This is a genomic window from Klebsiella africana (assembly GCF_020526085.1).
Lineage (GTDB): Bacteria > Pseudomonadota > Gammaproteobacteria > Enterobacterales > Enterobacteriaceae > Klebsiella > Klebsiella africana.
On sequence record NZ_CP084874.1, the window covers coordinates 4,945,339 to 4,969,356 of the forward strand.

Annotated in this window: 22 protein-coding genes and 1 riboswitch; of the genes, 12 read left to right on the forward strand and 10 right to left on the reverse strand. The window is 57.6% G+C overall.

From position 1 onward, the window contains the following. Nucleotides 1-10 precede the first annotated feature (10 nt). Complete coding sequence (purD, locus tag LGL98_RS23735) at nt 11-1,306, forward strand: phosphoribosylamine--glycine ligase (RefSeq protein ID WP_136033045.1); 1,296 nt, start codon at nt 11-13, stop codon at nt 1,304-1,306. Here purD and zraR read toward each other — a convergent pair. Together zraR and zraS are read right to left on the reverse strand one after the other, a co-directional pair. After that, a complete protein-coding gene (zraR, locus tag LGL98_RS23740; protein WP_136033046.1) occupies nt 1,296-2,627 on the reverse strand; it encodes a sigma-54-dependent response regulator transcription factor ZraR in 1,332 nt (443 codons plus the stop codon). The two genes, purD and zraR, sit on opposite strands and share 11 nt — an antisense overlap. Next, nucleotides 2,614-4,008 (reverse strand): two-component system sensor histidine kinase ZraS, encoded by a 1,395-nt coding sequence (zraS, locus tag LGL98_RS23745; RefSeq protein ID WP_136033048.1) that lies wholly within the window; start codon nt 4,006-4,008, stop codon nt 2,614-2,616. Before zraS ends, zraR begins: the two co-directional genes overlap by 14 nt. A 259-nt stretch (nt 4,009-4,267) precedes the next feature. Between zraS and zraP the strand changes: the two genes are divergently transcribed. Then, entirely contained in the window at nt 4,268-4,705 is a 438-nt protein-coding gene (zraP, locus tag LGL98_RS23750) for a zinc resistance sensor/chaperone ZraP (protein WP_136033070.1), read from the forward strand. A gap of 3 nt (nt 4,706-4,708) precedes the next feature. Here the strand turns inward: zraP and LGL98_RS23755 are convergent, their stop codons facing one another. The 6 genes from LGL98_RS23755 to nudC all read right to left on the reverse strand — a co-directional run bounded on the left by LGL98_RS23755 (nt 4,709) and on the right by nudC (nt 9,071). After that, nucleotides 4,709-5,404, reverse strand: coding sequence for a DUF1481 domain-containing protein (locus LGL98_RS23755; protein ID WP_023319466.1), 696 nt, complete (start codon nt 5,402-5,404; stop codon nt 4,709-4,711). A 12-nt stretch (nt 5,405-5,416) separates the two neighbouring features. Further along, on the reverse strand, nt 5,417-5,689 hold the full coding sequence (gene hupA, locus LGL98_RS23760) for a nucleoid-associated protein HU-alpha (protein WP_002884342.1): 273 nt from the start codon (nt 5,687-5,689) through the stop codon (nt 5,417-5,419). A gap of 186 nt (nt 5,690-5,875) precedes the next feature. Continuing rightward, on the reverse strand, nt 5,876-6,466 hold the full coding sequence (locus tag LGL98_RS23765; RefSeq protein WP_025713273.1) for a YjaG family protein: 591 nt from the start codon (nt 6,464-6,466) through the stop codon (nt 5,876-5,878). 42 nt (nt 6,467-6,508) lie between these two features. After that, a complete protein-coding gene (gene nfi / locus LGL98_RS23770) occupies nt 6,509-7,180 on the reverse strand; it encodes a deoxyribonuclease V (protein WP_136033050.1) in 672 nt (223 codons plus the stop codon). A gap of 12 nt (nt 7,181-7,192) precedes the next feature. Continuing rightward, nucleotides 7,193-8,257: a uroporphyrinogen decarboxylase gene (hemE, locus tag LGL98_RS23775; RefSeq protein WP_136033051.1), complete on the reverse strand. Its 1,065-nt coding sequence runs from the start codon at nt 8,255-8,257 to the stop codon at nt 7,193-7,195. Between the two features lie 40 nt (nt 8,258-8,297). After that, nucleotides 8,298-9,071 (reverse strand): NAD(+) diphosphatase, encoded by a 774-nt coding sequence (nudC, locus tag LGL98_RS23780; RefSeq protein WP_008807994.1) that lies wholly within the window; start codon nt 9,069-9,071, stop codon nt 8,298-8,300. A gap of 93 nt (nt 9,072-9,164) precedes the next feature. Between nudC and rsd the strand changes: the two genes are divergently transcribed. The 10 genes from rsd to LGL98_RS23830 all read left to right on the forward strand — a co-directional run bounded on the left by rsd (nt 9,165) and on the right by LGL98_RS23830 (nt 17,937). Then, on the forward strand, nt 9,165-9,662 hold the full coding sequence (rsd, locus tag LGL98_RS23785; RefSeq protein WP_136033053.1) for a sigma D regulator: 498 nt from the start codon (nt 9,165-9,167) through the stop codon (nt 9,660-9,662). Nucleotides 9,663-9,714: 52 nt separating this feature from the next. Next, a riboswitch (TPP riboswitch) is annotated at nt 9,715-9,839 on the forward strand. An 86-nt stretch (nt 9,840-9,925) separates the two neighbouring features. After that, on the forward strand, nt 9,926-11,821 hold the full coding sequence (gene thiC / locus LGL98_RS23790; protein ID WP_136033055.1) for a phosphomethylpyrimidine synthase ThiC: 1,896 nt from the start codon (nt 9,926-9,928) through the stop codon (nt 11,819-11,821). Further along, nucleotides 11,821-12,456: a thiamine phosphate synthase gene (gene thiE / locus LGL98_RS23795; protein WP_136033057.1), complete on the forward strand. Its 636-nt coding sequence runs from the start codon at nt 11,821-11,823 to the stop codon at nt 12,454-12,456. The genes thiC and thiE overlap by 1 nt, the downstream gene beginning before the upstream one ends. Beyond that, on the forward strand, nt 12,449-13,204 hold the full coding sequence (locus tag LGL98_RS23800) for a HesA/MoeB/ThiF family protein (RefSeq protein WP_136033059.1): 756 nt from the start codon (nt 12,449-12,451) through the stop codon (nt 13,202-13,204). The genes thiE and LGL98_RS23800 overlap by 8 nt, the downstream gene beginning before the upstream one ends. Then, nucleotides 13,188-13,388: a sulfur carrier protein ThiS gene (gene thiS / locus LGL98_RS23805; protein ID WP_136033072.1), complete on the forward strand. Its 201-nt coding sequence runs from the start codon at nt 13,188-13,190 to the stop codon at nt 13,386-13,388. The genes LGL98_RS23800 and thiS overlap by 17 nt, the downstream gene beginning before the upstream one ends. Before the next feature lies 1 nt (nt 13,389). Then, complete coding sequence (gene thiG / locus LGL98_RS23810) at nt 13,390-14,160, forward strand: thiazole synthase (RefSeq protein WP_136033061.1); 771 nt, start codon at nt 13,390-13,392, stop codon at nt 14,158-14,160. Next, complete coding sequence (gene thiH, locus LGL98_RS23815) at nt 14,157-15,290, forward strand: 2-iminoacetate synthase ThiH (RefSeq protein ID WP_136033063.1); 1,134 nt, start codon at nt 14,157-14,159, stop codon at nt 15,288-15,290. Before thiG ends, thiH begins: the two co-directional genes overlap by 4 nt. Before the next feature lie 315 nt (nt 15,291-15,605). Further along, complete coding sequence (locus LGL98_RS23820) at nt 15,606-17,138, forward strand: sensor domain-containing diguanylate cyclase (RefSeq protein ID WP_136033065.1); 1,533 nt, start codon at nt 15,606-15,608, stop codon at nt 17,136-17,138. A gap of 217 nt (nt 17,139-17,355) precedes the next feature. Next, nucleotides 17,356-17,616: a PTS sugar transporter subunit IIB gene (locus LGL98_RS23825; RefSeq protein WP_004198931.1), complete on the forward strand. Its 261-nt coding sequence runs from the start codon at nt 17,356-17,358 to the stop codon at nt 17,614-17,616. A gap of 3 nt (nt 17,617-17,619) precedes the next feature. Beyond that, nucleotides 17,620-17,937 (forward strand): PTS lactose/cellobiose transporter subunit IIA, encoded by a 318-nt coding sequence (locus tag LGL98_RS23830; RefSeq protein WP_136033067.1) that lies wholly within the window; start codon nt 17,620-17,622, stop codon nt 17,935-17,937. 43 nt (nt 17,938-17,980) lie between these two features. On the opposite strand, the gene dcuB is transcribed toward LGL98_RS23830, so the two are convergent. Together dcuB and rpoC are read right to left on the reverse strand one after the other, a co-directional pair. Then, nucleotides 17,981-19,321, reverse strand: coding sequence for an anaerobic C4-dicarboxylate transporter DcuB (dcuB, locus tag LGL98_RS23835; RefSeq protein ID WP_136033068.1), 1,341 nt, complete (start codon nt 19,319-19,321; stop codon nt 17,981-17,983). A gap of 398 nt (nt 19,322-19,719) precedes the next feature. Beyond that, nucleotides 19,720-23,943, reverse strand: a complete 4,224-nt coding sequence (rpoC, locus tag LGL98_RS23840; RefSeq protein WP_023291591.1) for a DNA-directed RNA polymerase subunit beta' — start codon at nt 23,941-23,943, stop codon at nt 19,720-19,722. Between the last annotated feature and the right edge of the window lie 75 nt (nt 23,944-24,018).

Genomic DNA, 24,018 nt, shown 5'->3' on the forward strand with positions numbered 1-24,018 from the left:
GGAGCAGCAGATGAAAGTATTAGTAATCGGCAACGGCGGGCGTGAGCACGCCCTGGCCTGGAAAGCGGCCCAGTCGCCGCTGGTTGATACCGTCTACGTCGCGCCGGGCAACGCTGGTACCGCCCTGGAGCCGTCGCTGCAAAACGTCGCCATCGGCGTTACCGATATTCCGGCCCTGCTTCGCTTCGCCCAGGATGAGAACATCGATCTGACCATCGTTGGCCCGGAAGCGCCGTTGGTCATTGGCGTGGTCGACGCGTTTCGTGCCGCAGGGCTGACCATCTTCGGGCCAACCGAAGGCGCCGCGCAGCTGGAAGGTTCAAAAGCCTTCACCAAAGATTTCCTCGCTCGTCATCATATCCCGACGGCGGAATACCAGAACTTCACCGAGGTCGAGCCTGCGCTGGCTTATCTGCGCGAGAAAGGCGCGCCGATCGTCATCAAAGCCGACGGTCTGGCGGCGGGTAAAGGCGTTATCGTGGCGATGACCCTTGAGGAAGCCGAAGCGGCGGTTAAAGATATGCTGGCCGGCAACGCCTTTGGCGACGCAGGCCACCGCATCGTCATTGAAGAGTTCCTCGATGGCGAAGAGGCTAGCTTTATTGTGATGGTCGACGGCGAGCACGTCCTGCCGATGGCCACCAGCCAGGATCACAAGCGCGTCGGCAACGGCGATACCGGCCCGAACACCGGCGGGATGGGGGCGTACTCCCCGGCGCCGGTGGTTACTGATGAAGTCCACCAGCGAACCATGGAGCGGATTATCTGGCCAACCGTGAAAGGCATGGCTGCTGAAGGCAACACCTATACCGGTTTCCTGTATGCCGGTCTGATGATCGACAAGCAGGGCAATCCGAAGGTGATTGAGTTCAACTGCCGCTTTGGCGACCCGGAAACCCAGCCGATCATGCTGCGCATGAAATCCGACCTGGTCGAGCTGTGCCTCGCCGCCTGCGCGGGCAAGCTGGACGAGAAAACCTCCGAGTGGGATGACCGCGCGTCGCTGGGCGTGGTGGTTGCCGCCGGCGGCTATCCGGGCAGCTACAATACGGGCGATGAGATCCACGGCCTGCCGCAGCAGGAAGCCGTAGACGGTAAAGTCTTCCACGCCGGCACCAAACTGTCTGACGACCAGCGCGTGGTCACCAACGGCGGGCGCGTACTGTGCGTCACCGCGCTGGGCGATACCGTGGCGCAGGCGCAGCAGCGCGCCTATCAACTGCTGACCGATATTCGCTGGGACGGCAGCTTTAGCCGTAGCGATATCGGCTGGCGCGCCATCGAACGTGAAAAGGCTAACGGCTAAGTTTTGCCAGCAGCGTTTTGCGCGTAATGCCTAATTGACGGGCGGCTTCGGTTTTGTTGCCGCCCGTTTTTTCCAGTGCCGCCAGAATCACCTCTTTCTCCACTTCCACTAACGGCTGAATCCCCCCTTCCTCGCTCCCGCCTGATGGCAGCGGCGTACCGGCGATCGCCAGCGGCAGTTCTCGCTCGGAAATATAGTCTCCGGTCAACAGCACCACCGCCCGCTCCACCGCGTTTTCCAGCTCGCGAATATTGCCCGGCCAGGCATAGTGGATCAACAGGTCCATCGCCTGCGGCGTGAACCCCTTTACCGTCTTGCGATTGCGATCGGCATAGCGTTTGAGAAAGTGCTGCGCCAGTTGCGGAATATCTTCCCGTCGCTGGCGCAGCGGCGGCATCTCGATGGTCACGACGTTGAGTCGGTAATAGAGATCCTGGCGAAAGCGCCCGGCACTCACCTCTTCGACGAGGTTGCGGTGGGTGGCGGCGATCAGCCGCACATCAACGGCAAGCGTCTGGTTGCTGCCGACCCGCTGCACCTCCCGCTCCTGAATCGCCCGTAGCAAGCGGACCTGCATCAATGGCGAGATATCGCCAATCTCATCAAGAAACAGCGTGCCGCCATCCGCTTCGACAAAGCGCCCTTCCCGCCGCCGATCCGCGCCGGTAAACGCCCCTTTTTCATGGCCAAAGAGTTCCGATTCCAGCAGTGATTCATTCAGCGCCGCGCAGTTCAGCGTGACCAACGGCTTGTCACAACGCTCGCTGCAGGCGTGGATGGCGCGCGCTACCAGCTCCTTACCGGTTCCCGACTCCCCATAAATCAGTACCGTCGCGTCCGAAGGGGCCACCAGCGTAATATCGTTAAGAAGCGCCTGCATCGCCGGGCTGTCGCCAATCATGCCCCACCGTGAATCCGTCGCAACGCTGGAGTCGCTCTCGCTCTGCCGGGTATGCGCCAATGCCTGAACCAGCGTCTGCTGTAGAGTGTCAAAATCCAGCGGCTTGACCAGATAATCCAGCGCCCCGGACTTAATAGCCTCAACCGCCGTGCCGACGCTGGAAAATGCCGTCATGATCAGCACCGGTATCGCCGGGTTATAGGCCTTAATCTCTTTTAACGTCGCGATACCGTCCATCTCCGCCATGCGGATATCGCATAGCACCAGGTCGAAGACCTGGTGATGGATCTGTTCCAGCGCCTGCAGGCCGTTGTGGGCTAATGCCACCTGATAGCCCCAGCCGCGCAGCAGCGCCTGCAGGATTGTGCAGTGGCTGACGTCATCATCAACAACCAGAATCTGTACTTTATCGCTGCTCATCTTCCCTCCGTTGAGCATCCACCGGTAACCAAAGCGTGAATATCGCTCCAGCTCCCGGCTGACTTTCGGCGCGGATCGTCCCGCCATGTTGCTCGATAATATTCTGCACTACGGCCAGCCCCAGCCCTGTGCCGTCCGCCTTGGTGGTGAAATACGGCGTGAAGATAGCCTGCAGCTCTTCATCGCTCATCCCCTTACCGCTATCCGTGACGACGATTTTCACTCGCTGACGATCGGCTTCGCTTGCTGATACGCGAATGACGCCATCACGGCCAATCGCCTGCATTGCATTCAGGTACAGATTCAACAGCACCTGATTCAGGCGATCGGGGTCGACGCTGATCGTGGTTAACTCAGGTCGCGGAGTAAATTGCAGCGCGATCCCGCGGCTCTGCGCATCCTGGCTTACCAACTGCAATGAGTGGTGGATAAGTGCGTTGATATCCACCGGCTGGTAATTTAAATGCGCGGGCCGGACCAGCTCCAGCAGCTCGCTGACCACCCGGTTCAGACGGTCAGCCTCTTTGGCCATCACCTGGGCTAACTGATGCGACTCGCCGCCAGGGGGCGTGCGCTCGGCAAAATACTTCGCCAGCCCTTTAATCGACGAGAGCGGGTTGCGGATCTCATGCGCGACCCCTGCCGCCAGATGGCCAAGCGCCACCAGCTTTTCTTTGCGGGCCATCGCCTCCAGCAGCTGTTTCCGCGAGCGACGATAGCGGCGGAACCAGAACTGAGCGAGGATCGTCGCCGCTATCACCAGCGCGGCGGCACCCAGCATGATGACTATATTCCGCTGCCCGCGGGCCTGCGCGGCATCCAGCTCGCGGCTATCAAAGGCGATAAAAATCACCTGCGGGACGGTGGCCTGAGCCAGGGCGCTATTGCCGCGGTTCATCATACTCATATGATGGCCGCGGGCCGGATTGAGCGGGCGAAACTGGCGATAGATCTCCAACGCCGGCTGCGGCTCGCTAAGCCGCCGCCAGCGGGCCTGTTCGCTAACCGCCAGCGCACGCATCTGCGCGGGGCTGTAGAGCGTTTGACCCACCTGCTGCGGATCGCTGTGGGCGATGATTTTACCGTTTTCATCGGTCACCGCGAACCACAGAACGCCCGGTTGCCAGGCCATCTCTTCCAGCAGGGCCTGCAGCTGCGCATGATGCATTCTCATCCCCATCCCGACGCGCGTGCCGGATTCCAGCGCGCGGATCAGCACGCTCCCCTTCTCCTCAATGGTTTGTCGGGCGGCGGTCGTTTCACGACCATAGTCGCGGACGATCATCGCGGAAAACAGCATGACCAGCAGCACAACCGTGCCGGTCAGCAGCCAGCTCAGCGCGCCTGCGGCGGCGTCCCGGGAGAGAGGTTTAATCTTCATCGGCGAGTCCTTGTCATCTCTTTTTCACTACCTGCAGGCTCCTTCAGCAGAAATCATGCCATGTTTCCGCGCGGCCAAACCTGCTCTCAAACATATCGCCTACGCTTTAGCGAGTAAAAATGACTCGCCGGCCCCTGGCGGAACGGGTCATTTTTACTCGCTCTTCTCGGCAACCGCTTCGGCAGGCCCACACAGACGGGCTTTTTCTGACTGGCATGGAAGATGCAATACCGAGGGAAACCACACAGGAGAAAATGCCATGAAACGGAACCGTACCTTACCTCTCGCCCTCGTCACCTTTGCCGCGCTGACCTTCGCCAGCAACGCGGCCTGGGCCAACCACCACTGGGGCAACAATACCGGGATGGGCTACCAGGGCTACAGTCAGCTGACCCAGGAGCAGCAGGCTACCGCGCAAAAGCTGCATAACGATTACTATGCGCAAACCAGCGCCCTGCGCCAGCAGCTGCAGTCCAAACGCTATGAGTACAATGCGCTGCTCACGGCGCAAAAGCCGGACAGCGGCAAGATTGAAGCTGTCGCTCAGGAGATGGAAGGCTTACGCCAGAAGCTGGATCAACAGCGGGTGAAGTTTGATGTCGCCCTGGCTGAGGCAGGCGTTCCCCGCGGCGCAGGGATGGGATACAGCGGCTGCCGCGGTAACGGCGGTGGTCATATGGGTATGAACCACTGGTAATCGTTAGAAGCTTTTTTCCGTCGGCTGCCAGGTGCAGAAGTTTTCATTGGCGACCAGCAGCAGTTGAGAGCCTTCCGGCGCCTCCAGCCAGGCAATGCTCACTGCGGCGGAAGCGTGGCTCTGGCGGCGTTCAATATGCGCCAGGGCCCGGCTATCGAGATCGGGCGTAACCGTCTGCCCTTCACAGGTCAGCACGGTATGCGCGGCAGCGTTCCAGCGTCCCTGCCGCAGGACGACCCGTCCCTGGCGGAGGGCGTCGCTGGTCTGGCGGATCTGTTCGGCGCGATAACGGTACAGCGCGACCTGATCGCTGGAGAGCTGCTGCTTCTGCCCGTCCACTTCCCGTTGCATAAAGCTCAGATCGCCCTGCGCGTCGAAGCGGGCGCGAATATGTTCCGGTGGCTTGCCGTAGACATTGAGTTCGATAAGCGTCAATTGATCGCCCTGCCAGCGATATTCGCTGGTCGAGGTATCCCCATGACGCCACGGGCTGAAGGCGGCGAGAAGATGGACTTCATCGCCAGAATCTTTACGCCAGATGCGCATCGCCCCCTGGTTGTCCGCATAACCGCTGGCGGTAAACGGGGGTAACGACGCATTATGGCTGCAGGCAGTCAGCAACAGGATGCCCGCCAGCGCCAGAGGCCGGCGCCAGACAGACAAAAGGGGCTTAATAGCCCCTTCGATAAAACTGTTCACTGCCACGCGGTCTTACTTAACTGCGTCTTTCAGTGCTTTGCCAGAAACAAATGCCGGCACGTTAGCTGCAGCGATTTTGATCTCTTTACCGGTCTGCGGGTTGCGGCCAGTACGCTCAGCGCGGTGGTTCACTTTGAAGGTACCGAAACCAACCAGTTGAACAGCATCACCTTCTTTCAGAGACTCAGTAATTGCAGCCAGGGTAGATTCCAGGGCAGCTTTAGCCTGTGCTTTGGACAGGTCAGCTTTGTCCGCAATTACATCAATCAGTTGAGTCTTGTTCATAAGTTATCCTTACAATGTGTTTATCGCTTGCTAAGCATCGAGTGCGACGGAAATGCCAAAAAAGCACCCTCCTGCATACACGCACCGATAGCCACTTTTTTTCGCCCTCCAAATGTAGACCAGACGGGGGGCGGAATGGAAGCCTTCAGACGCTACAATTCAGGCGGTAAATCACGTTTTCTGGTCTCACTGCTGAAAATTTATACCAATATTGCTCTCGCCAGCCTCGCGCAGGTCCGCGCGCAGGCCTTTTATCAGCTCAAGGTCACGCTCTTCGCAGTCGGCCAGCAGGCGGAAAATTTCCCACTGAATGTCCCATTCCTGCTCTACCGCCGGGTTCGCTTTAAGCTCGTCGTCGGTCATTTCGCGACCTTCCTGGGTCATTTCCAACATCGCCACGGTGGTGATGGAAGTCTTGCTCACCTCGATCGCGTGCTCAAGCGTTTCGCCGCTCAGGCGCGAATGGATCAGTTCGCTCAACGCCACGCAGGCGTCTATGGCCGGATAAACACCGTACAGGTCGAAATCATCTGCCGCCGGGATCGCCTCTTCCAGTTTCTCCAGCTGACTGTCGAAATTCACCTTTGCATCTTTGACCGTCAGCGTTTCCCAGATCAGATCCAGGATACGACGGTACAGCTGGCCGTCGCCAAACTCGGTTTGCTTGCAGAACATCGCGTAGTTAGGGTACATACGCTCGCACAGGCAGGCCATAAAAGTGACATGCTGCCAGCTTTCCAGCTTCTCCAGGCGCAGGTGAATCGGGTTTTGTAACATGATGAATTCTCGAAGTCAGAAATTAGGCGCAGTGTACCTGAATCAGCTGTGATTTGCTTGCCAACGCACAAACGACGGACGGCGGGACGCCACCGCATCGGCCCAGCGCGTCGGCTCGGGTAGACGGTAGCCTCGCATGCAGCGCTCAACCCACATTAAGGCGCTGTCCATGCCCACCCGGTGGCCGGTGCTAATAAACAACGGGTTGCAGCGTACTTTGCTGCGCCAGACCCAGGCCAGTTGCTCATTTTTATCCATCAGCGGGGCCAGCGCGCCGGGTTCATCACCCAGTTCGCCGATTTTGCCGCACAGGCGTTTCTTCGCCACCCCGATGGTCGGTACATCAATCATCAGACCAAAATGGCTGGCGACGCCAAGCCGCCGGGGATGGGAAATGCCGTGGCCGTCAACGAAGAGCAGGTCCGGCTTTTGCGAAAGCTGCTCCCACGCCGCCAGCAGCGCAGGCGTTTCACGAAATGAGAGAAAGCCGGGAATATACGGCATAGAGGTGGCGACGCGCGCCACCTGATACTCCACCAGCTCAAGTTCAGGCCAGGTCAGCACTACCATGGCGGCCCGGGTGACCTCCCCTTCCTGCTCAAACCCGACATCCGCGCCGCCGATCAACGCCGGCGGGTCGCGATCCAGTCGATCCGCACGCTCGACCGACGCGGCTAATTGATGCTGTTGGGTACGGAGTGCGGCTAAATCCATAGGGCTTATCTCCTACTGGTGATAGGGTGCGGAAAGACGATGCACAGCCTCAACAAAAACGCCCGCATGTTCGGGGTCAACATCCTGATGAATACCGTGACCAAGGTTAAAGACGTGGCCTTCACCCTGGCCAAATCCAGCGAGAATGGTCGCCACTTCCTCTTCAATACGCGGAGCGGGCGCATAGAGCATCGACGGGTCCATATTGCCCTGGAGCGCCACTTTGTGACCTACGCGACGGCGAGCGTCGGCGATATCGGTGGTCCAGTCGAGACCCAGCGCGTCACAGCCGGTCTCCGCCATCGCTTCCAGCCACTGACCACCGCCTTTGGTGAACAGAGTCACCGGCACGCGGCGGCCTTCGTTTTCCCGCAGCAGGCCGTCGACGATTTTATGCATGTAGTAGAGGGAGAACTGCTGGTAATCGCGGCCGGTCAGCACCCCACCCCAGGTGTCGAAAATCATCACCGACTGCGCACCGGCTTTGATCTGCGCGTTGAGATACAGGGTGACGCTTTTCGCCAGCTTCTCCAGCAGCGCATGCAGCGCCTGCGGTTCGGCATACATCATCTTTTTGATCACGGTGAACGCTTTGCTGCTGCCGCCTTCGACCATGTAGGTCGCCAGCGTCCATGGGCTGCCGGAGAAGCCGATCAGCGGCACTTCGCCTTTCAGTTCGCGGCGAATGGTACGCACGGCGTTCATTACATAGCCCAGTTCCTGCTCGGGATCCGGGATCGGCAGCTTGTCGACATCGGCTTTGCTTTTTACCGGCGAGGTGAAGCGCGGACCTTCCCCTGCCTCAAAGTACAGCCCCAGGCCCATGGCGTCCGGGATGGTCAGGATGTCCGAAAAGAGGATCGCCGCGTCCAGCGGGTAACGGCGCAGCGGCTGGAGCGTCACTTCGCAGGCCAGCTCGGCATTTTTACACAGCGACATAAAGTCGCCCGCTTGCGCACGGGTGGCTTTGTACTCTGGTAAATAGCGGCCCGCCTGGCGCATCATCCACACCGGGGTGACATCAACCGGCTGACGCAGCAGCGCGCGCAGGTAACGATCGTTCTTCAGTTCGGTCATTTTTACATTCCTTTAGCGTTGATACGCCCAGTGTAACATGTCACTCGAACTCTGCCCGACACATCGCGACGGTATCTTCGATAAGCCGGCGCGCCACCGTCCCCGGCGGCGGCAGGAGCGGCAGATTGTCATAGCGATACCAGTCCGCGGTCAGCAGCTCTTTTTTGTCGACCACGATATCGCCATCCGCATAATCCGCCATAAAGGCGGTCATCAGCGACTGCGGGAACGGCCACGGCTGAGAGGTCACATAGCGCAGATTTTTCACCTTGATGCCGCTCTCTTCCATCACCTCGCGGGCCACCGCCTGCTCAAGGGTTTCGCCAACTTCGACAAATCCGGCCAACACCGTATGGACACCATTACGATGGCGGGTATGCTGCGCCAGCAGGATCGAATCGTCGCGACGAATGGCGACGATAATGCAGGGGGCAATTTGCGGATAGTAGCGTTCACGGCAGTGGCTGCACAGCATCGCCCATTCGCTTTTGCTGGCATGCATCGGGTGGCCGCAGTAGCCGCAAAATTTATGCGATCGATAAAATTCGGCAAGCTGGATCCCTCGCCCCGCCAGTTGGAAGAGGCCCGGATCCTGATCCAGCACCTGGCGCAACGATCCCATGTCATGGCGGCGATCCTGGCGCACCATCCATACCGATTCGCCCTGCCATTCGCCAATATGCAGCGCATGCTGGCCGACAAGATCGAAATTAACCGCTTCGCCATGTGGTAATTCTCCACCAGGCAACCATAATTTTTGTTCGTGACTGACAACCCACCAGCCGCGATCTAATTTTTCAATAATACGATCCATATCTATTGCACTACCTTTGCTTCACTGGCATGTTGTTAACATTATATTTACATTATGGTGAGCAGATTTAAATCAAAACTAGCGGAGTCAATCATGCTAAACCAGCTGGAAAATCTGACGGAGCGCGTTGGCGGTAGTAATGAACTGGTCGATCGCTGGCTACAAGTGCGTAAGCATCTGCTCGTGGCTTACTACAATCTGGTTGGCCTGAAACCGGGCAAAGAGTCATTTATGCGGCTAAACGAAAAGGCGCTGGATGACTTTTGCCAAAGTCTGGTGGATTACCTCTCATCCGGTCATTTTAGTATTTATGAACGCATTATTGGCGAAATGGAAGGCGATACCCCACTTTTAGCCGCCACCCGGCTTTATCCGCAGTTGGAAGCCAATACCCAGCAGATGATGGATTACTACGATACCTGCCTCGAAAACGCTATCGATCACGATAACTACCTCGAATTTCAGCAGGCGCTGTCGGATATCGGCGAGTCGCTTGAGGCGCGTTTCGCGCTGGAAGATAAACTGATCGCCCTCGCCGTCGCCCATAATCTGAGCAATGACGTGCACGATAATATTGCGCCGACCGCTTGAGTTGTGAACCGTTAACGAGTAATTTACGTACATTATCCCTCTGCGGAGGGATTTCATCTTGTCGGAGTGCCTATTTTCCATGTGCAGGCTAACGTGGAAAAGGCTGAGACCGTTAATTCGGGATCCGCGGAACCTGATCAGGCTAATACCTGCGAAGGGAACAAGAGTTAACTGCTGGTCGCACCTGTCCGTTCTGGACTGGTCGCATCTGTTACTCCATCCGTCGTCTGACAAGCCATCTCCTTTTTTAACTGGAATGCGCTATGTCTACTACCAAACTAACCCGTCGGGAACAACGCGAGCACGCGCAGCGATTCATTGATACGCTGGCAGGTACCGCTTTTCCCAATTCACGCCGCATCTATGTTCACGGCTCACAAGCTGATATCCGCGTCCCGATGCGTGAAATTCAGCTCAGCCCGACCCTTGTCGGCGGCGATAAAAATAATCCCCGGTACGAAACCAACGAACCGATCCCGGTATATGACACCTCCGGCCCGTATGGCGACCCGGATATTAGCATTGATGTCCGCCAGGGGCTGGCAAAGCTGCGCCAGCCGTGGATCGACGCGCGTAACGACTGCGCGCCGCTCAGCGAACGTAGCTCGGCCTATACCAAAGCGCGGCTGGCCGACGATGGCCTTGATGAACTGCGCTTCGGCGGCCTGCTGACCCCCAAACGCGCCGTCGCCGGGAAATGTGTGACGCAACTACACTATGCCCGTCAGGGGATCGTCACTCCGGAGATGGAATTCATCGCCATTCGCGAAAACATGGGGCGCGAACGTATCCGCAGCGAGATTCTGCGCCAGCAGCATGCCGGAGAAGGCTTCGGTGCCCGCCTGCCGGAAAACATTACCCCCGAGTTTGTCCGCGATGAAGTGGCCGCCGGGCGCGCCATCATCCCCGCCAACATCAACCATCCGGAGTCTGAGCCGATGATTATCGGCCGCAATTTCCTGGTGAAAGTGAATGCCAATATCGGCAACTCGGCGGTGACCTCTTCCATCGAAGAGGAGGTGGAAAAACTGGTCTGGTCAACCCGCTGGGGCGCCGACACGGTGATGGACCTCTCCACCGGCCGCTATATCCACGAAACCCGAGAGTGGATCCTGCGCAACAGCCCGGTGCCGATTGGTACCGTCCCGATTTACCAGGCGCTGGAGAAGGTCAACGGCATCGCCGAGAACCTCACCTGGGAAGCCTTCCGCGATACCCTGCTGGAACAGGCCGAGCAAGGCGTCGACTACTTCACGATTCACGCCGGCGTGCTGCTGCGCTACGTGCCGATGACGGCGAAGCGCCTGACAGGTATCGTTTCGCGCGGCGGCTCAATCATGGCTAAGTGGTGCCTGTCGCATCATCAGGAAAACTTCCTCTACCAGCACTTCCGCGAAATCTGCGAAATCTGCGCCGCTTATGACGTTTCGCTGTCGCTGGGCGATGGCCTGCGCCCCGGTTCGATTCAGGATGCCAACGACGAGGCGCAGTTCGCCGAGCTGCATACCCTCGGCGAACTGACGAAAATCGCCTGGGAATATGACGTGCAGGTGATGATTGAAGGCCCCGGCCACGTGCCAATGCAGATGATCCGCCGCAATATGACCGAAGAGCTGGAGCACTGCCACGAAGCGCCATTCTACACTTTAGGCCCGCTCACCACCGATATCGCACCGGGCTACGACCATTTCACCTCCGGTATCGGCGCGGCAATGATTGGCTGGTTTGGCTGCGCGATGCTGTGCTACGTCACGCCGAAAGAGCATCTCGGTCTGCCCAACAAAGAGGATGTCAAACAGGGGCTGATTACCTACAAAATCGCCGCCCACGCCGCCGACCTCGCGAAAGGCCACCCCGGGGCGCAGATCCGCGACAACGCGATGTCAAAAGCGCGTTTTGAATTCCGCTGGGAAGACCAGTTTAACCTCGCGCTCGACCCGTTCACCGCGCGGGCCTATCACGATGAAACCCTGCCGCAGGAGTCCGGCAAAGTCGCCCACTTCTGCTCCATGTGCGGGCCGAAATTCTGTTCGATGAAAATCACTCAGGAGGTCCGCGACTACGCCGCGAAGCAAAGTATCGAAGCCGGCATGGCCGATATGTCGAATAACTTCCGCGCCCGCGGCGGCGAAATCTACCTGAAACAGGAGGAAGCCTGATGTATCAACCTGATTTTCCACCCGTCCCGTTTCGTCTCGGACTCTACCCGGTGGTGGACAGCGTGGCGTGGATTGAACGCCTGCTTGAAGCTGGGATACGTACCCTTCAGTTGCGGATCAAGGACCGGCGCGACAGCGAAGTGGAGGATGACGTCATCGCCGCCATCGCCCTTGGTCGCCGCTATCACGCCCGACTGTTCATTAACGATTACTGGCAGCTGGCGATTAAGCACCAGGCCTACGGCGTCCATCTCGGACAAGAGGATCTGGAAACCACCGATCTGAGCGCCATCCGCCAGGCCGGGCTGCGCCTTGGCGTCTCTACTCACGATGATATGGAAATTGATGTCGCCCTTGCGGCGCGTCCCTCTTACATCGCGCTGGGTCACGTCTTCCCGACGCAAACCAAACAGATGCCTTCCGCGCCGCAGGGCCTCGAGCAGCTTGCCAGACATATTCAACGCCTGGCGGATTACCCCACCGTGGCGATCGGCGGAATTAGCCTGGAAAAGGCGCCGGAGGTACTGGCGACCGGCGTCGGCAGCATCGCGGTGGTCAGCGCCATCACCCAGGCGGCGGACTGGCGGGCAGCGACCGACCAGCTGCTGGCGCTGGCGGGAGCGGGCGATGAATGATCATGACTTCATGCGCTATAGCCGCCAGCTGCTGCTGGAGGATATTGCCATCGAGGGGCAGCAGAAGCTGTTAGCCAGTCGGGTGCTGATCATCGGCCTTGGCGGGCTGGGCTCCCCGGCGGCGCTCTATCTGGCCGGAGCGGGCGTCGGGACGCTGATCCTGGCCGATGACGACGCGGTGCATCTCAGCAACCTGCAGCGGCAGATCCTGTTCACCAGCGAGGATATCGACCAGCCAAAAGCCGCGGCGGCTCAGACCCGGCTCAGTCAGCTAAACCCGCGGATCAACCTCGTTGCGCTGCCGCAGCGTCTAAGCGGCGAGGCGCTGCGCGCTGAGGTGGCGAAGGCGGACGTGGTGCTGGACTGCACCGATAATATGGTCACCCGCCAGGCGATCAATGCCGCCTGCGTGGCCCTCGATACCCCATTAGTGACCGCCAGCGCCGTCGGCTTCGGCGGTCAGCTGATGGTGCTCACCCCACCCTGGACGCAGGGCTGCTATCGCTGCCTGTGGCCGGAAAGCGACGAACCGCAGCGCAACTGCCGCACCGCGGGGATCGTCGGCCCGGTGGTCGGCATAATGGGGACGCTGCAGGCGCTGGAGGCCATAAAGCTCCTTAGCGGCATGGCGACGCCGCGCAACACCCTGCGGCTGTTTGACGCCCGCACCAGCAACTGGCGCAACCTTGCGCTGCAAAAGGCTCAGAGCTGCCCGGTATGCGGAGGCCATGATGCAAATCTGGTTTAACGACGAGCCGCTGGAGTGCGCGGACAATCTCAGCGTCAGCGCCCTACTCAGCCAACTGGAACAGCGCCAGCCGGGCGTTGCGCTGGCGCTCAATCAACACATCCTGCCGCGCGACCGGTGGGAAGATCATCTCTTGCAGGAAGGCGATCGGATCCTGCTTTTTCAGGTTATCGCTGGAGGCTGACATGTTACGTATTGCAGACAAAACGTTTGAATCCCATCTTTTTACCGGTACCGGCAAATTCGCCGCCCCGGAGGTGATGGTCGAGGCGATTCGCGCCTCTGGCAGCCAGCTGGTCACCCTGGCAATGAAGCGCGTCGATTTACGTCAGCACAATGACGCGATTCTCGCCCCGCTGCTGGCGGCGGGGGTTAACCTGCTGCCGAATACCTCAGGCGCCAAGACGGCGGAAGAGGCGGTGTTTGCCGCCCGCCTGGCGCGGGAAGCTTTGGGTACCCACTGGCTGAAGCTGGAGATCCACCCGGACGCCCGCTGGCTGCTGCCCGACCCGATTGAAACCCTGAAAGCGGCGGAGCTACTGGTCCGCGAAGGGTTCATCGTCCTGCCCTACTGCGGCGCCGATCCGGTGCTGTGTAAACGGCTGGAAGAGGTGGGTTGTGCGGCGGTGATGCCGCTGGGCGCGCCGATCGGCTCCAATCAGGGACTGGAAACTAAAGCCATGCTGGAGATTATTATCGAACAGGCGACGGTCCCGGTGGTGGTCGACGCCGGGATCGGCGTGCCGAGCCATGCAGCGCAAGCACTGGAGATGGGCGCGGATGCGGTGCTGGTCAATACCGCCATTGCCGTCGCCGACGACCCCGTGGCTATGGCCCGCGCCTTTCGTATGGCAGTCGATGCCGGTTTACTGGCACGTCAGGCCGGACCGGGGACACGCAGTACGCAGGCGCAGGCCACCAGCCCGCTGACCGGATTCCTGGAGGCGCTGGCATGAAAACCTTCAGCGATCGCTGGCGGCAGCTGGAGTGGGACGACATCCGCCTGCGCATCAACAGCAAAACTGCCGCCGATGTCGAACGGGCGCTGGCGGCCAAACAGCTCACCCGCGACGACATGATGGCCCTGCTTTCGCCGGCGGCGGCCGATTATCTTGAACCGCTGGCCCAGCGCGCGCAGCGCCTCACCCGCCAGCGCTTCGGCAATACCGTCAGCTTCTACGTGCCGCTGTATCTCTCCAACCTGTGTGCCAATGATTGCACCTACTGCGGCTTCTCGATGAGCAACCGCATCAAGCGCAAGACGCTGGATGCCGCCGAGATTGCCCGCGAGTGCGCCGCGATCCGCAGCCTGGGCTTTGAGCATCTGCTACTGGTCACCGGCGAGCATCAGGGCAAGGTAGGAATGGATTATTTCCGCCAGCATCTGCCAGCTATCCGTAGCCAGTTTGCCTCGCTGCATATGGAGGTACAGCCGCTGGCGACCGAAGAGTATGCGGAGCTGAAAACCCTGGGGCTCGACGGGGTGATGGTCTATCAGGAGACCTATCATGAAAGTATGTACGCCCAGCACCATCTGAAAGGGAAAAAGCAGGATTTCTTCTGGCGGCTGGATACGCCGGATCGCTTAGGCGCGGCGGGGATCGATAAGATCGGTCTTGGCGCGCTCATCGGCCTTTCCGACAGCTGGCGGGTGGACTGCTTTATGGTCGCTGAGCACCTGCTGTGGCTGCAGCAGCGCTACTGGCGTAGCCGCTATTCGGTCTCCTTCCCGCGCCTGCGTCCCTGCGCTGGCGGCATTGAACCGGCCTCGCTAATGGATGAGCGCCAGCTGGTGCAGACCATCTGCGCCTTCCGCCTGCTGGCGCCGGAGGTTGAGCTGTCGTTATCGACCCGCGAATCACCCTGGTTCCGCGACCGGGTGATCCCGCTGGCGATCAATAACGTCAGCGCCTTCTCTAAAACCCAGCCCGGCGGCTACGCCGACGATCATCCGGAGCTCGAGCAATTTGCCCCGCACGACGATCGCCGCCCTGAAGAGGTCGCCAGCGCGCTGGCCGCTCGCGGCCTGCAGCCGGTATGGAAAGATTGGGATAGCTGGCTGGGACGCGCTTCGCAAACCTCATGATGCACAGTGTAAGCGCCTGATAATTTTGCGTGCCTGCACGAGAGATGAAAAACGGAGGCTCGCCGAACTGCCGCCGTTTTTCTATTCTGCCCGGGTCAGCAGCGGACGCTGACCAGGGCGAACCTTTTCTTCCTCATTTTCGCCCTGCCTCTCCGCGCTGCACGAGCTCAATTCATCATCCACAAATATAAATCACGATAGATGAAAGTCTCAGAGTTATAATTAAGCGATAGTTAACTGATTCGATCGGCAGGCGTCGTAGACGCAATCTGCGTTCGGACCCTTGGTTTATACATCCGGGACGATTAACGATTCATGGCGCTACACAACAGAAAGCTCTCTTTTACGACACCGATCGTCGTAGGGTTTGCCGGAATTTTACTCAGTTTTATGCTGATTGCTATTTTTGTCACCCTGGCGCAGCAAAAAGATTTTCTCGAAGATTATCACGATATTAACCGCAACTTTACCCATAACCTGGCGATCAACTATACGGAAACCCTGCTGCGGGAAAACGATTTTATTCTCGGGCGCGCAGCCATCTTCTTTGCCCGTAATGACGAACTGAATCGCGCGGTAAATGTAGAGCCGGAGAAAGGGTTAACCACCCTGATGCAGTTACAGAACATGATGCCAAGCGTCTCTTCCATTTCGCTGGCAGATACCGAGGGCCACTATCTGCGCGCCCCGGAGGTGCTGGAAAATGAAGATAGCCGGGCTTTCGATCCTAAAACACGTCCCTGGTTTATCAAACAGGCGGAAGCTAGCACCTTTAGCCATTACACCAGCCCATATATGGACTATTTCACCCACCATCCGACAATTACCATTTTCAAACCTGTCATCACCCCGGAGGGGAAACTCAAGGGCAGTCTGGCGTTTCATCTCGATCTCACCTCCATGGGGTTCGCGCTCCGGCAGATGGTGGCGCCCGTGCAGGGGGAATTCTTTGTGGTGCAGCGGGATGGCAAAGTGGTCCTGCACTCCGACCCGGGCGCGTTGTTTAAACCCTTCGTCAGCGACGAGCTGATGGATAAAATGACCAGCGGCGAGGGGCAGCTTTATGATCCCAGGAGCGACACCTGGTATTATTACTACTCCTTTACCAATCCCGACTGGTTCGTGATTTTCCGTGTCGATAACGCCACCCTGGTCAATCTGACGCGCCATGAAACCAATTTAGTGATTGGCGGTTTCACCCTCGCAGCGATCATCATCATCCTGTTCGGTCTTTATCTGCGTCATGCCTCCCGTACTGTACTAATAAATATCATCAATGCGATTAAAACCGGTGACGTCAAACGCGCCCCGCGCCTTGAGGCAATGCTGAGTAAAGCGATTGAAACCAATAAACAGCGCGAACTGACCTACGTCCGCCAGGCGACCATCGACGCCCTCACCGGCTGCAAAAACCGCCGCGCCTTCGACAGCGATATTGCCGCCCTGATGAACGATCACCAGCCATTCGCCCTCGCGCTGGTCGATATCGATAACTTTAAATCGATCAACGACACCTGGGGCCACCTCAATGGCGATATCGTCCTGCGTAACGTCGCCCGCGAAGGGCTACAGGTGCTCCAGCCGCTTGAGATTTCCCTTTATCGCTACGGCGGTGAAGAGTTCGCGGTGGTCTTTCCTGCCGAACATATCGATAACGCCCGAACGTTACTGGAAACATGGCGGATAAATGTCGAGCGGCGTACCTGGCGCGAAGATGGCTTGACGGTCACCTTTAGCGCCGGGCTGGGGGAATGGAACATGGAGCCGCTGGATAAGCTGGTGGTGAGCGTCGATGAAGCGCTGTACAAAGCCAAACAGCAGGGTAAAAACCGCATCCTGCGCGCGTAGGCGTTCAGGGCCACAACCGCCCACATCAGTGGGCTTTTTTATTTTTCCCGGCAAAAATGAAACCGGTTTCAAGTATTGTGTGATGCCTTACACACAATCACGGTAAAGCGGTTGTCGCATCGCCGGGGCCGCGATAAAGATAAGACATCACGGAACACAAGGGCCACTGACTATGAAGAATATCGTTTTGTGCTGTGCCGCCGGTATGTCTACCAGCATGCTGGTTCAACGTATGCAAGATGCCGCGCAGAAGAAGGGTGTTGAGGTCTCAATCAAGGCCGTACCGGTCGCTGAATTTAAAGATAATCTGGCCGCTGCCGACATTATTCTGCTCGGCCCGCAGGTGAAATATGAGCAGGCGAAGCTGCAGGCGCTGGCCGACCCGTTCGGCAAGAAGGTCGCCGTGATCGATATGATGGACTACGGCATGATGAAAGGTGATGCCGTCCTGGATAAAGCCCTTAAGATGCTGGAGTAATCGATGGAAGATTTAGAAACGATCATCATGGAGCTGTTAGTTAATGCCGGTTCCGCACGTAGCGCGGCGCTCACCGCACTCCAGCTGGCGCGGAAAGGCGATTTTGCCGCAGCCGAACAGGCCATGACCGAGTCCCATGAGTTCGTCAAGCATGCGCATAAAATTCAGACCCAGCTTATTGGCCTGGATGAAGGCAGCGGTAAGCTACCGGTCAACCTGATCACCGTGCATTCTCAGGACCACCTGATGAACGCCATGGTCATCCAGGATCTGGCGACCGATATGATTGAACTCTATCGTCGTCTGCCCCTCGCGCAATAATCTCTCGGATTTAACGGGCGTCGCTGCCGGCGCCCGTCCCCGCTTACAGAAAGCCGTACATCGCAGCGAATACCCAGCCAAACACGCAGGAGACGCCGACGCCGATGAGCCCGGGCAGGATAAAGCTGTGGTTAATCACAAAGCGGCCGATATGGGTGGTTCCTGAGCGGTCAAACTGGATCGCCGCCAAATCGCTTGGGTAAGTCGGCAGAATATAGTAGCCGTAGCAAGCCGGCGCAGAAGCCACGATATAGGCCGGATCGACGCCGATGGCCAGGGCTACTGGCACAATCGCCGCCAGCGCTGCCGCCTGGGAGTTCACAAACTTCGACACCAGCAGCAGCACGATGGCATAAGCCCACGGATACTCTTTTACCATCTCTCCGAGCACGCCTTTAATCTCGGCCATGTGCGCGCCGAACATGGTCTCCGCCATCCACGCAATGCCGTACACCGCGACGATAGCGATCATTCCCGAACGAAAGACCTCATTTTTGGAAATCGACGCCGGGTTAGTTTTAGTGATGATAATGATCAGCGCTCCGGAAAGCAGCATGAACATCTGGATCACCAGCACCATCGACAGCGGCTTACCGTTAAATTCCGGGCGCAGTTCGGAAAAGGCGCCGAGCAGAGCAACCACGGCGATGGAAGCCAGAAAAATCCACATCGCAATCCAGTTACTGGTGGGCAGCTTTTTATCCAGCAGCGTCGCCGTATCGCCATAGACGTAATGGCGGTTCTCCGGTACCGCAATAAACGCCTGGAAGGCTTCATCCTTATCCAGATCTTTGCCACGGAACCAGCTGAAGATACCGATGGCTAAAATGCCCAGCAGTGTGGACGGGATGGTTATCGCCAGCAGATCGAGAAACTCCAGGTGTTTCCCGTTAAAGGTAAAATTCCCCAGCATCGCCACCAGCGAGACCACCGCCACCGAAACCGGGCTGGCGATGATCCCCATCTGGGCACCAATGGAGCTGGCGGCCATCGGCCGCTCCGGACGAATGTTATTCTTAATTGCCACATCGTAGATAATCGGCAGGATGGTATACACCACGTGGCCGGTACCGCAGAGGATGGTCAGCGTACAGGTGACAAAAGGCGCCACAATAGAGACATATTTCGGGTTACGCCGCAGCAGCTTCTCGGCAATCTGTAGCATCACGTCTAAACCGCCGGATGCCTGCAGCGTCGCAGAAGCCGCCACCACCGCAATGATCACCAGCATCACATCAACCGGCGGCTTACCCGGCTGGAGATGAAAAACAAAGACGAGGATCACCAAACCGATCCCGCCCAGCAGCCCCAGCGCAATACCGCCTTTTCGGGCACCATAAAACAGACAAATTAAGATAATAATGAGTTGTAACGCGAATTCCATGCAGCCCCCAGAGCCTGTCCGCTCAGACCTAAAAATGATCCCTACCTGCCTGTCGGGATTATTTGTGCGCCTTGTTGGGGGAAGCATGAGATGCAGCTCTCCCTCTCCAGAGCCGTCGCGCCGAAGATAAAGCAGCAAAAGTAATCCCATGATTCATCAGGTATTTTGAATATATCCCCTTTGAATTGATTATTATTTGATATGAGTAGAAGTTTTACCCATATATAAACAAAGGTTTTAGGAATAGGCTTTTAATTGATCTTTTGTATGAATTAATTGCTAAGAAAATGAAGATTTAATATGACGTGAATGTAATCATGGCAGATAAGGCGGCGGACAACAGACAATAAAAAAGCCGGTCAGGAAACCTGACCGGCTTTTTAGCAGTGCATCAACGATTAATCGTTGTCAGAACCGCCCAGACCTGCGTTCAGCAGCTCTGCCAGGTTGGCAGATGCTTCTTCCACGCTCACCTGCGGTGCCGCCGGCAGTTCGCCAGCAGCGCGACGGCGCATACGATCCTGGTGGTACGCATAACCGGTACCGGCCGGGATCAGACGACCCACGATGACGTTCTCTTTCAGACCGCGCAGTTCGTCGCGTTTGCCCGCAACGGCGGCTTCGGTCAGCACGCGAGTGGTCTCCTGGAACGATGCCGCGGAGATGAAGGACTCGGTGGCCAGAGACGCTTTGGTGATACCCAGCAGATCGCGGGAGAACGTTGCGCCCACTTTGCCGTTCGCTTCCAGTTCGCGGTTCGCGATCTTGACGCGGGAGTATTCCACCTGCTCGCCTTCGAGGAAGTCGGAGCTGCCTGCGCTTTCGATGGTGGCTTTACGCAGCATCTGACGAACGATAACTTCGATGTGTTTATCGTTAATCTTAACACCCTGCAGACGGTATACGTCCTGGACTTCGTTAACAATGTAACGAGTCACAGCATGTACGCCACGCAGACGCAGAATGTCGTGCGGTGCTTCCGGACCGTCGGAAACCACGTCACCACGTTCTACACGTTCACCTTCGAACACGTTGAGCTGACGCCATTTCGGGATCATCTCTTCGTACGGCTCGCTACCGTCTACCGGGGTGATAACCAGGCGACGTTTCCCTTTGGTTTCTTTACCGAAGGAAATGATACCGCTGATTTCAGCCAGGATAGCCGGCTCTTTCGGACGACGTGCTTCGAACAGGTCCGCAACGCGCGGCAGACCACCGGTGATATCCTTGGTACCGCCGGATTCCTGCGGAATACGCGCCAGGGTGTCACCAGAGCTGATCTGTACGCCATCTTCCAGCTGAACAATCGCTTTACCCGGCAGGAAGTACTGAGCAGGCATATCGGTACCTGGGATCAGAACGTCGTTGCCCTGAGCATCAACAATTTTCAGCGCCGGACGCAGATCTTTACCACCTGCGGTACGTTCTGCAGAATCCAGAACCACCAGCGAAGACAGACCGGTCAGTTCGTCGGTCTGACGAGTAATGGTCTGGCCGTCGATCATGTCAGTGAAGCGAATGAAGCCGCTAACTTCGGTGATGACCGGCATGGTGTGCGGATCCCAGTTTGCGACGGTTTCACCGCCGGCAACCTGCTCACCGTCGCCTTTCGCCATAACCGCACCGTAAGGCACTTTATAGCTCTCTTTGGTACGACCGAATTCGTCGATCAGCTTCAGCTCGGTGTTACGGGAAGTGATAACCAGTTTACCGCTGGAGTTCACAACCGACTTCGCGTTGCTGAGCTTGATGCTACCTTTGTTTTTCACCTGGATGCTGGATTCAGCAGCCGCACGAGATGCCGCACCACCGATGTGGAACGTACGCATCGTCAGCTGTGTACCCGGCTCACCGATGGACTGTGCCGCGATAACGCCGATAGCCTCACCTTTGTTGATGATGTGACCACGTGCCAGGTCACGACCATAGCAGTGCGCACATACACCAAAGTCGGTGTCACAGGATACAACGGAACGCACTTTGACGGAGTCAACGGAGTTCGCTTCCAGCAGGTCACACCAGTGCTCGTGCAGCAGCGTGTTGCGTGGAACCAGAATATCCGCAGTACCCGGCTTCAGAACGTCTTCCGCAGTCACACGACCCAGTACGCGATCGCGCAGCGGCTCTTTAACGTCGCCACCTTCGATAACCGGCGTCATGGTGATGCCTTCCAGGGTGCCACAGTCGTCTTCAGTGACGACCAGGTCCTGGGCAACGTCAACCAGACGACGAGTCAGGTAACCGGAGTTCGCTGTTTTCAGTGCGGTATCCGCCAGACCTTTACGCGCACCGTGGGTGGAGATGAAGTACTGGAGTACGTTCAGACCTTCACGGAAGTTCGCGGTGATCGGCGTTTCGATGATGGAGCCATCCGGCTTCGCCATCAGACCACGCATACCGGCCAGCTGACGAATCTGTGCAGCAGAACCACGCGCACCGGAGTCGGCCATCATGTAGATGCTGTTGAAGGAAACCTGCTGCTCTTCCTGACCGTCACGGTTAATCACGGTTTCGGTTTGCAGGTTATCCATCATCGCTTTGGATACACGATCGTTCGCCGCAGCCCAGATATCGATAACTTTGTTGTAGCGTTCGCCCGCGGTCACCAGACCGGACTGGAACTGTTCCTGAATCTCAGCAACTTCCGCTTCCGCTTCGCTGATGATTTCGTATTTTTTCTCCGGGATGACCATGTCATCGATACCAACGGACGCACCTGAACGCGCTGCATAAGCAAAGCCGGTGTACATCGTCTGGTCCGCGAAAATAACGGTCGGTTTCAGGCCCAGAATACGGTAACAGGTGTTCAGCATCTTGGAGATCGCTTTCTTACCGAGCGCCTGGTTCACGATAGAGAACGGCAGACCTTTCGGTACGATCATCCACAGAATGGCACGGCCAACGGTCGTGTCTTTCAGGCTGGTTTTCGCGACAAACTCACCATTGTCGTCTTTTTCGTATTCAGTGATACGCACTTTAACGCGCGCATGCAGAGAGGCCAGGCCGGCGCGATAGATACGCTCAGCTTCTTTCGGGCCAGTCAGCACCATGCCTTCGCCTTTGGCGTTAACACTGTCACGGGTCATGTAGTACAGACCCAGTACAACGTCCTGAGACGGAACGATGATTGGTTCGCCGTTCGCCGGGGACAGGATGTTGTTGGTAGACATCATCAGCGCACGCGCTTCCAGCTGGGCTTCCAGCGTCAGCGGTACGTGAACAGCCATCTGGTCACCATCGAAGTCGGCGTTGTATGCCGCACAAACCAGCGGGTGCAGCTGGATGGCTTTACCTTCGATCAGAACCGGTTCGAATGCCTGAATACCCAGACGGTGCAGGGTCGGCGCACGGTTCAGCAGGACCGGGTGTTCGCGGATAACTTCGTCCAGGATATCCCAAACGACAGCTTCTTCGCGCTCAACCATCTTCTTAGCGGCTTTGATGGTGGTGGCCAGGCCACGCAGTTCCAGCTTGCCGTAGATGAACGGTTTGAACAGCTCCAGCGCCATTTTCTTCGGCAGACCGCACTGATGCAGACGCAGGTATGGACCTACGGTGATAACAGAACGACCGGAGTAGTCAACACGCTTACCGAGCAGGTTCTGACGGAAACGACCCTGTTTACCTTTGATCATATCGGCCAAAGATTTCAGAGGACGTTTGTTAGAACCGGTGATCGCACGACCGCGACGACCGTTATCCAGCAGGGCGTCAACCGCTTCCTGCAGCATACGTTTTTCGTTGCGTACGATGATGTCCGGCGCAGCCAGATCCAGCAGACGTTTCAGACGGTTGTTACGGTTGATCACGCGACGATACAGATCGTTGAGGTCAGACGTCGCGAAACGACCACCATCCAGCGGAACCAGCGGACGCAGATCTGGCGGCAGTACCGGCAGAACGGTCAGGATCATCCACTCCGGCTTGTTGCCAGACTGTACGAATGCTTCCAGCAGCTTGATGCGCTTGGTCAGCTTTTTACGCTTGGTTTCGGAGTTGGTTTCGTTCAGCTCTTCACGCAGCTGCTCGCATTCCTGCTCCAGATCCATATTGCGCAGCAGCGCCTGGATCGCTTCCGCACCCATCTTCGCGTCGAATTCGTCACCGAACTCTTCCAGCGCGTCCAGGTACTGTTCTTCCGTCAGAATCTGGTTGCGTTCGAGGTTGGTCATGCCACCTTCGATAACCACATAGGATTCAAAGTACAGTACACGTTCGATATCGCGCAGCGGCATATCCAGCAGCAGGCCGATACGGGACGGCAGGGATTTCAGGAACCAGATGTGCGCAGTCGGACATGCCAGCTCGATGTGGCCCATGCGCTCACGACGCACTTTAGTCTGGGTCACTTCAACGCCGCACTTCTCACAGATCACACCGCGGTGTTTCAGGCGCTTGTACTTACCGCACAGGCACTCATAGTCTTTTACCGGCCCAAAGATACGGGCGCAGAAAAGGCCGTCACGCTCAGGCTTGAACGTACGGTAGTTAATGGTTTCCGGCTTTTTAACTTCACCGAAAGACCATGAACGGATCATGTCTGGCGAAGCCAGAGCAATTTTGATCGCATCAAACTCTTCGGTTTTAGTTTGCGCTTTCAGAAACTTTAATAAGTCTTTCACGGATTTGCTCCCGTCGGAGTTAGCACATTCCGCTGCCGGGCGTTAACCCGGCAGCAGTGACCTGTTTGAGCGAGA

What these genes read in the sequence shown, in the direction of transcription:
- purD (WP_136033045.1), top strand. Translation starts at nt 11, where the DNA reads ATGAAAGTATTAGTAATCGGCAACGGCGGGCGTGAGCACGCCCTGGCC.
- zraR (WP_136033046.1), bottom strand. Translation starts at nt 2,627, where the DNA reads ATGAGCAGCGATAAAGTACAGATTCTGGTTGTTGATGATGACGTCAGC.
- zraS (WP_136033048.1), bottom strand. Translation starts at nt 4,008, where the DNA reads ATGAAGATTAAACCTCTCTCCCGGGACGCCGCCGCAGGCGCGCTGAGC.
- zraP (WP_136033070.1), top strand. Translation starts at nt 4,268, where the DNA reads ATGAAACGGAACCGTACCTTACCTCTCGCCCTCGTCACCTTTGCCGCG.
- hupA (WP_002884342.1), bottom strand. Translation starts at nt 5,689, where the DNA reads ATGAACAAGACTCAACTGATTGATGTAATTGCGGACAAAGCTGACCTG.
- LGL98_RS23765 (WP_025713273.1), bottom strand. Translation starts at nt 6,466, where the DNA reads ATGTTACAAAACCCGATTCACCTGCGCCTGGAGAAGCTGGAAAGCTGG.
- nfi (WP_136033050.1), bottom strand. Translation starts at nt 7,180, where the DNA reads ATGGATTTAGCCGCACTCCGTACCCAACAGCATCAATTAGCCGCGTCG.
- hemE (WP_136033051.1), bottom strand. Translation starts at nt 8,257, where the DNA reads ATGACCGAACTGAAGAACGATCGTTACCTGCGCGCGCTGCTGCGTCAG.
- nudC (WP_008807994.1), bottom strand. Translation starts at nt 9,071, where the DNA reads ATGGATCGTATTATTGAAAAATTAGATCGCGGCTGGTGGGTTGTCAGT.
- rsd (WP_136033053.1), top strand. Translation starts at nt 9,165, where the DNA reads ATGCTAAACCAGCTGGAAAATCTGACGGAGCGCGTTGGCGGTAGTAAT.
- thiC (WP_136033055.1), top strand. Translation starts at nt 9,926, where the DNA reads ATGTCTACTACCAAACTAACCCGTCGGGAACAACGCGAGCACGCGCAG.
- thiE (WP_136033057.1), top strand. Translation starts at nt 11,821, where the DNA reads ATGTATCAACCTGATTTTCCACCCGTCCCGTTTCGTCTCGGACTCTAC.
- LGL98_RS23800 (WP_136033059.1), top strand. Translation starts at nt 12,449, where the DNA reads ATGAATGATCATGACTTCATGCGCTATAGCCGCCAGCTGCTGCTGGAG.
- thiS (WP_136033072.1), top strand. Translation starts at nt 13,188, where the DNA reads ATGCAAATCTGGTTTAACGACGAGCCGCTGGAGTGCGCGGACAATCTC.
- thiG (WP_136033061.1), top strand. Translation starts at nt 13,390, where the DNA reads ATGTTACGTATTGCAGACAAAACGTTTGAATCCCATCTTTTTACCGGT.
- thiH (WP_136033063.1), top strand. Translation starts at nt 14,157, where the DNA reads ATGAAAACCTTCAGCGATCGCTGGCGGCAGCTGGAGTGGGACGACATC.
- LGL98_RS23820 (WP_136033065.1), top strand. Translation starts at nt 15,606, where the DNA reads ATGGCGCTACACAACAGAAAGCTCTCTTTTACGACACCGATCGTCGTA.
- LGL98_RS23825 (WP_004198931.1), top strand. Translation starts at nt 17,356, where the DNA reads ATGCTGGTTCAACGTATGCAAGATGCCGCGCAGAAGAAGGGTGTTGAG.
- LGL98_RS23830 (WP_136033067.1), top strand. Translation starts at nt 17,620, where the DNA reads ATGGAAGATTTAGAAACGATCATCATGGAGCTGTTAGTTAATGCCGGT.
- dcuB (WP_136033068.1), bottom strand. Translation starts at nt 19,321, where the DNA reads ATGGAATTCGCGTTACAACTCATTATTATCTTAATTTGTCTGTTTTAT.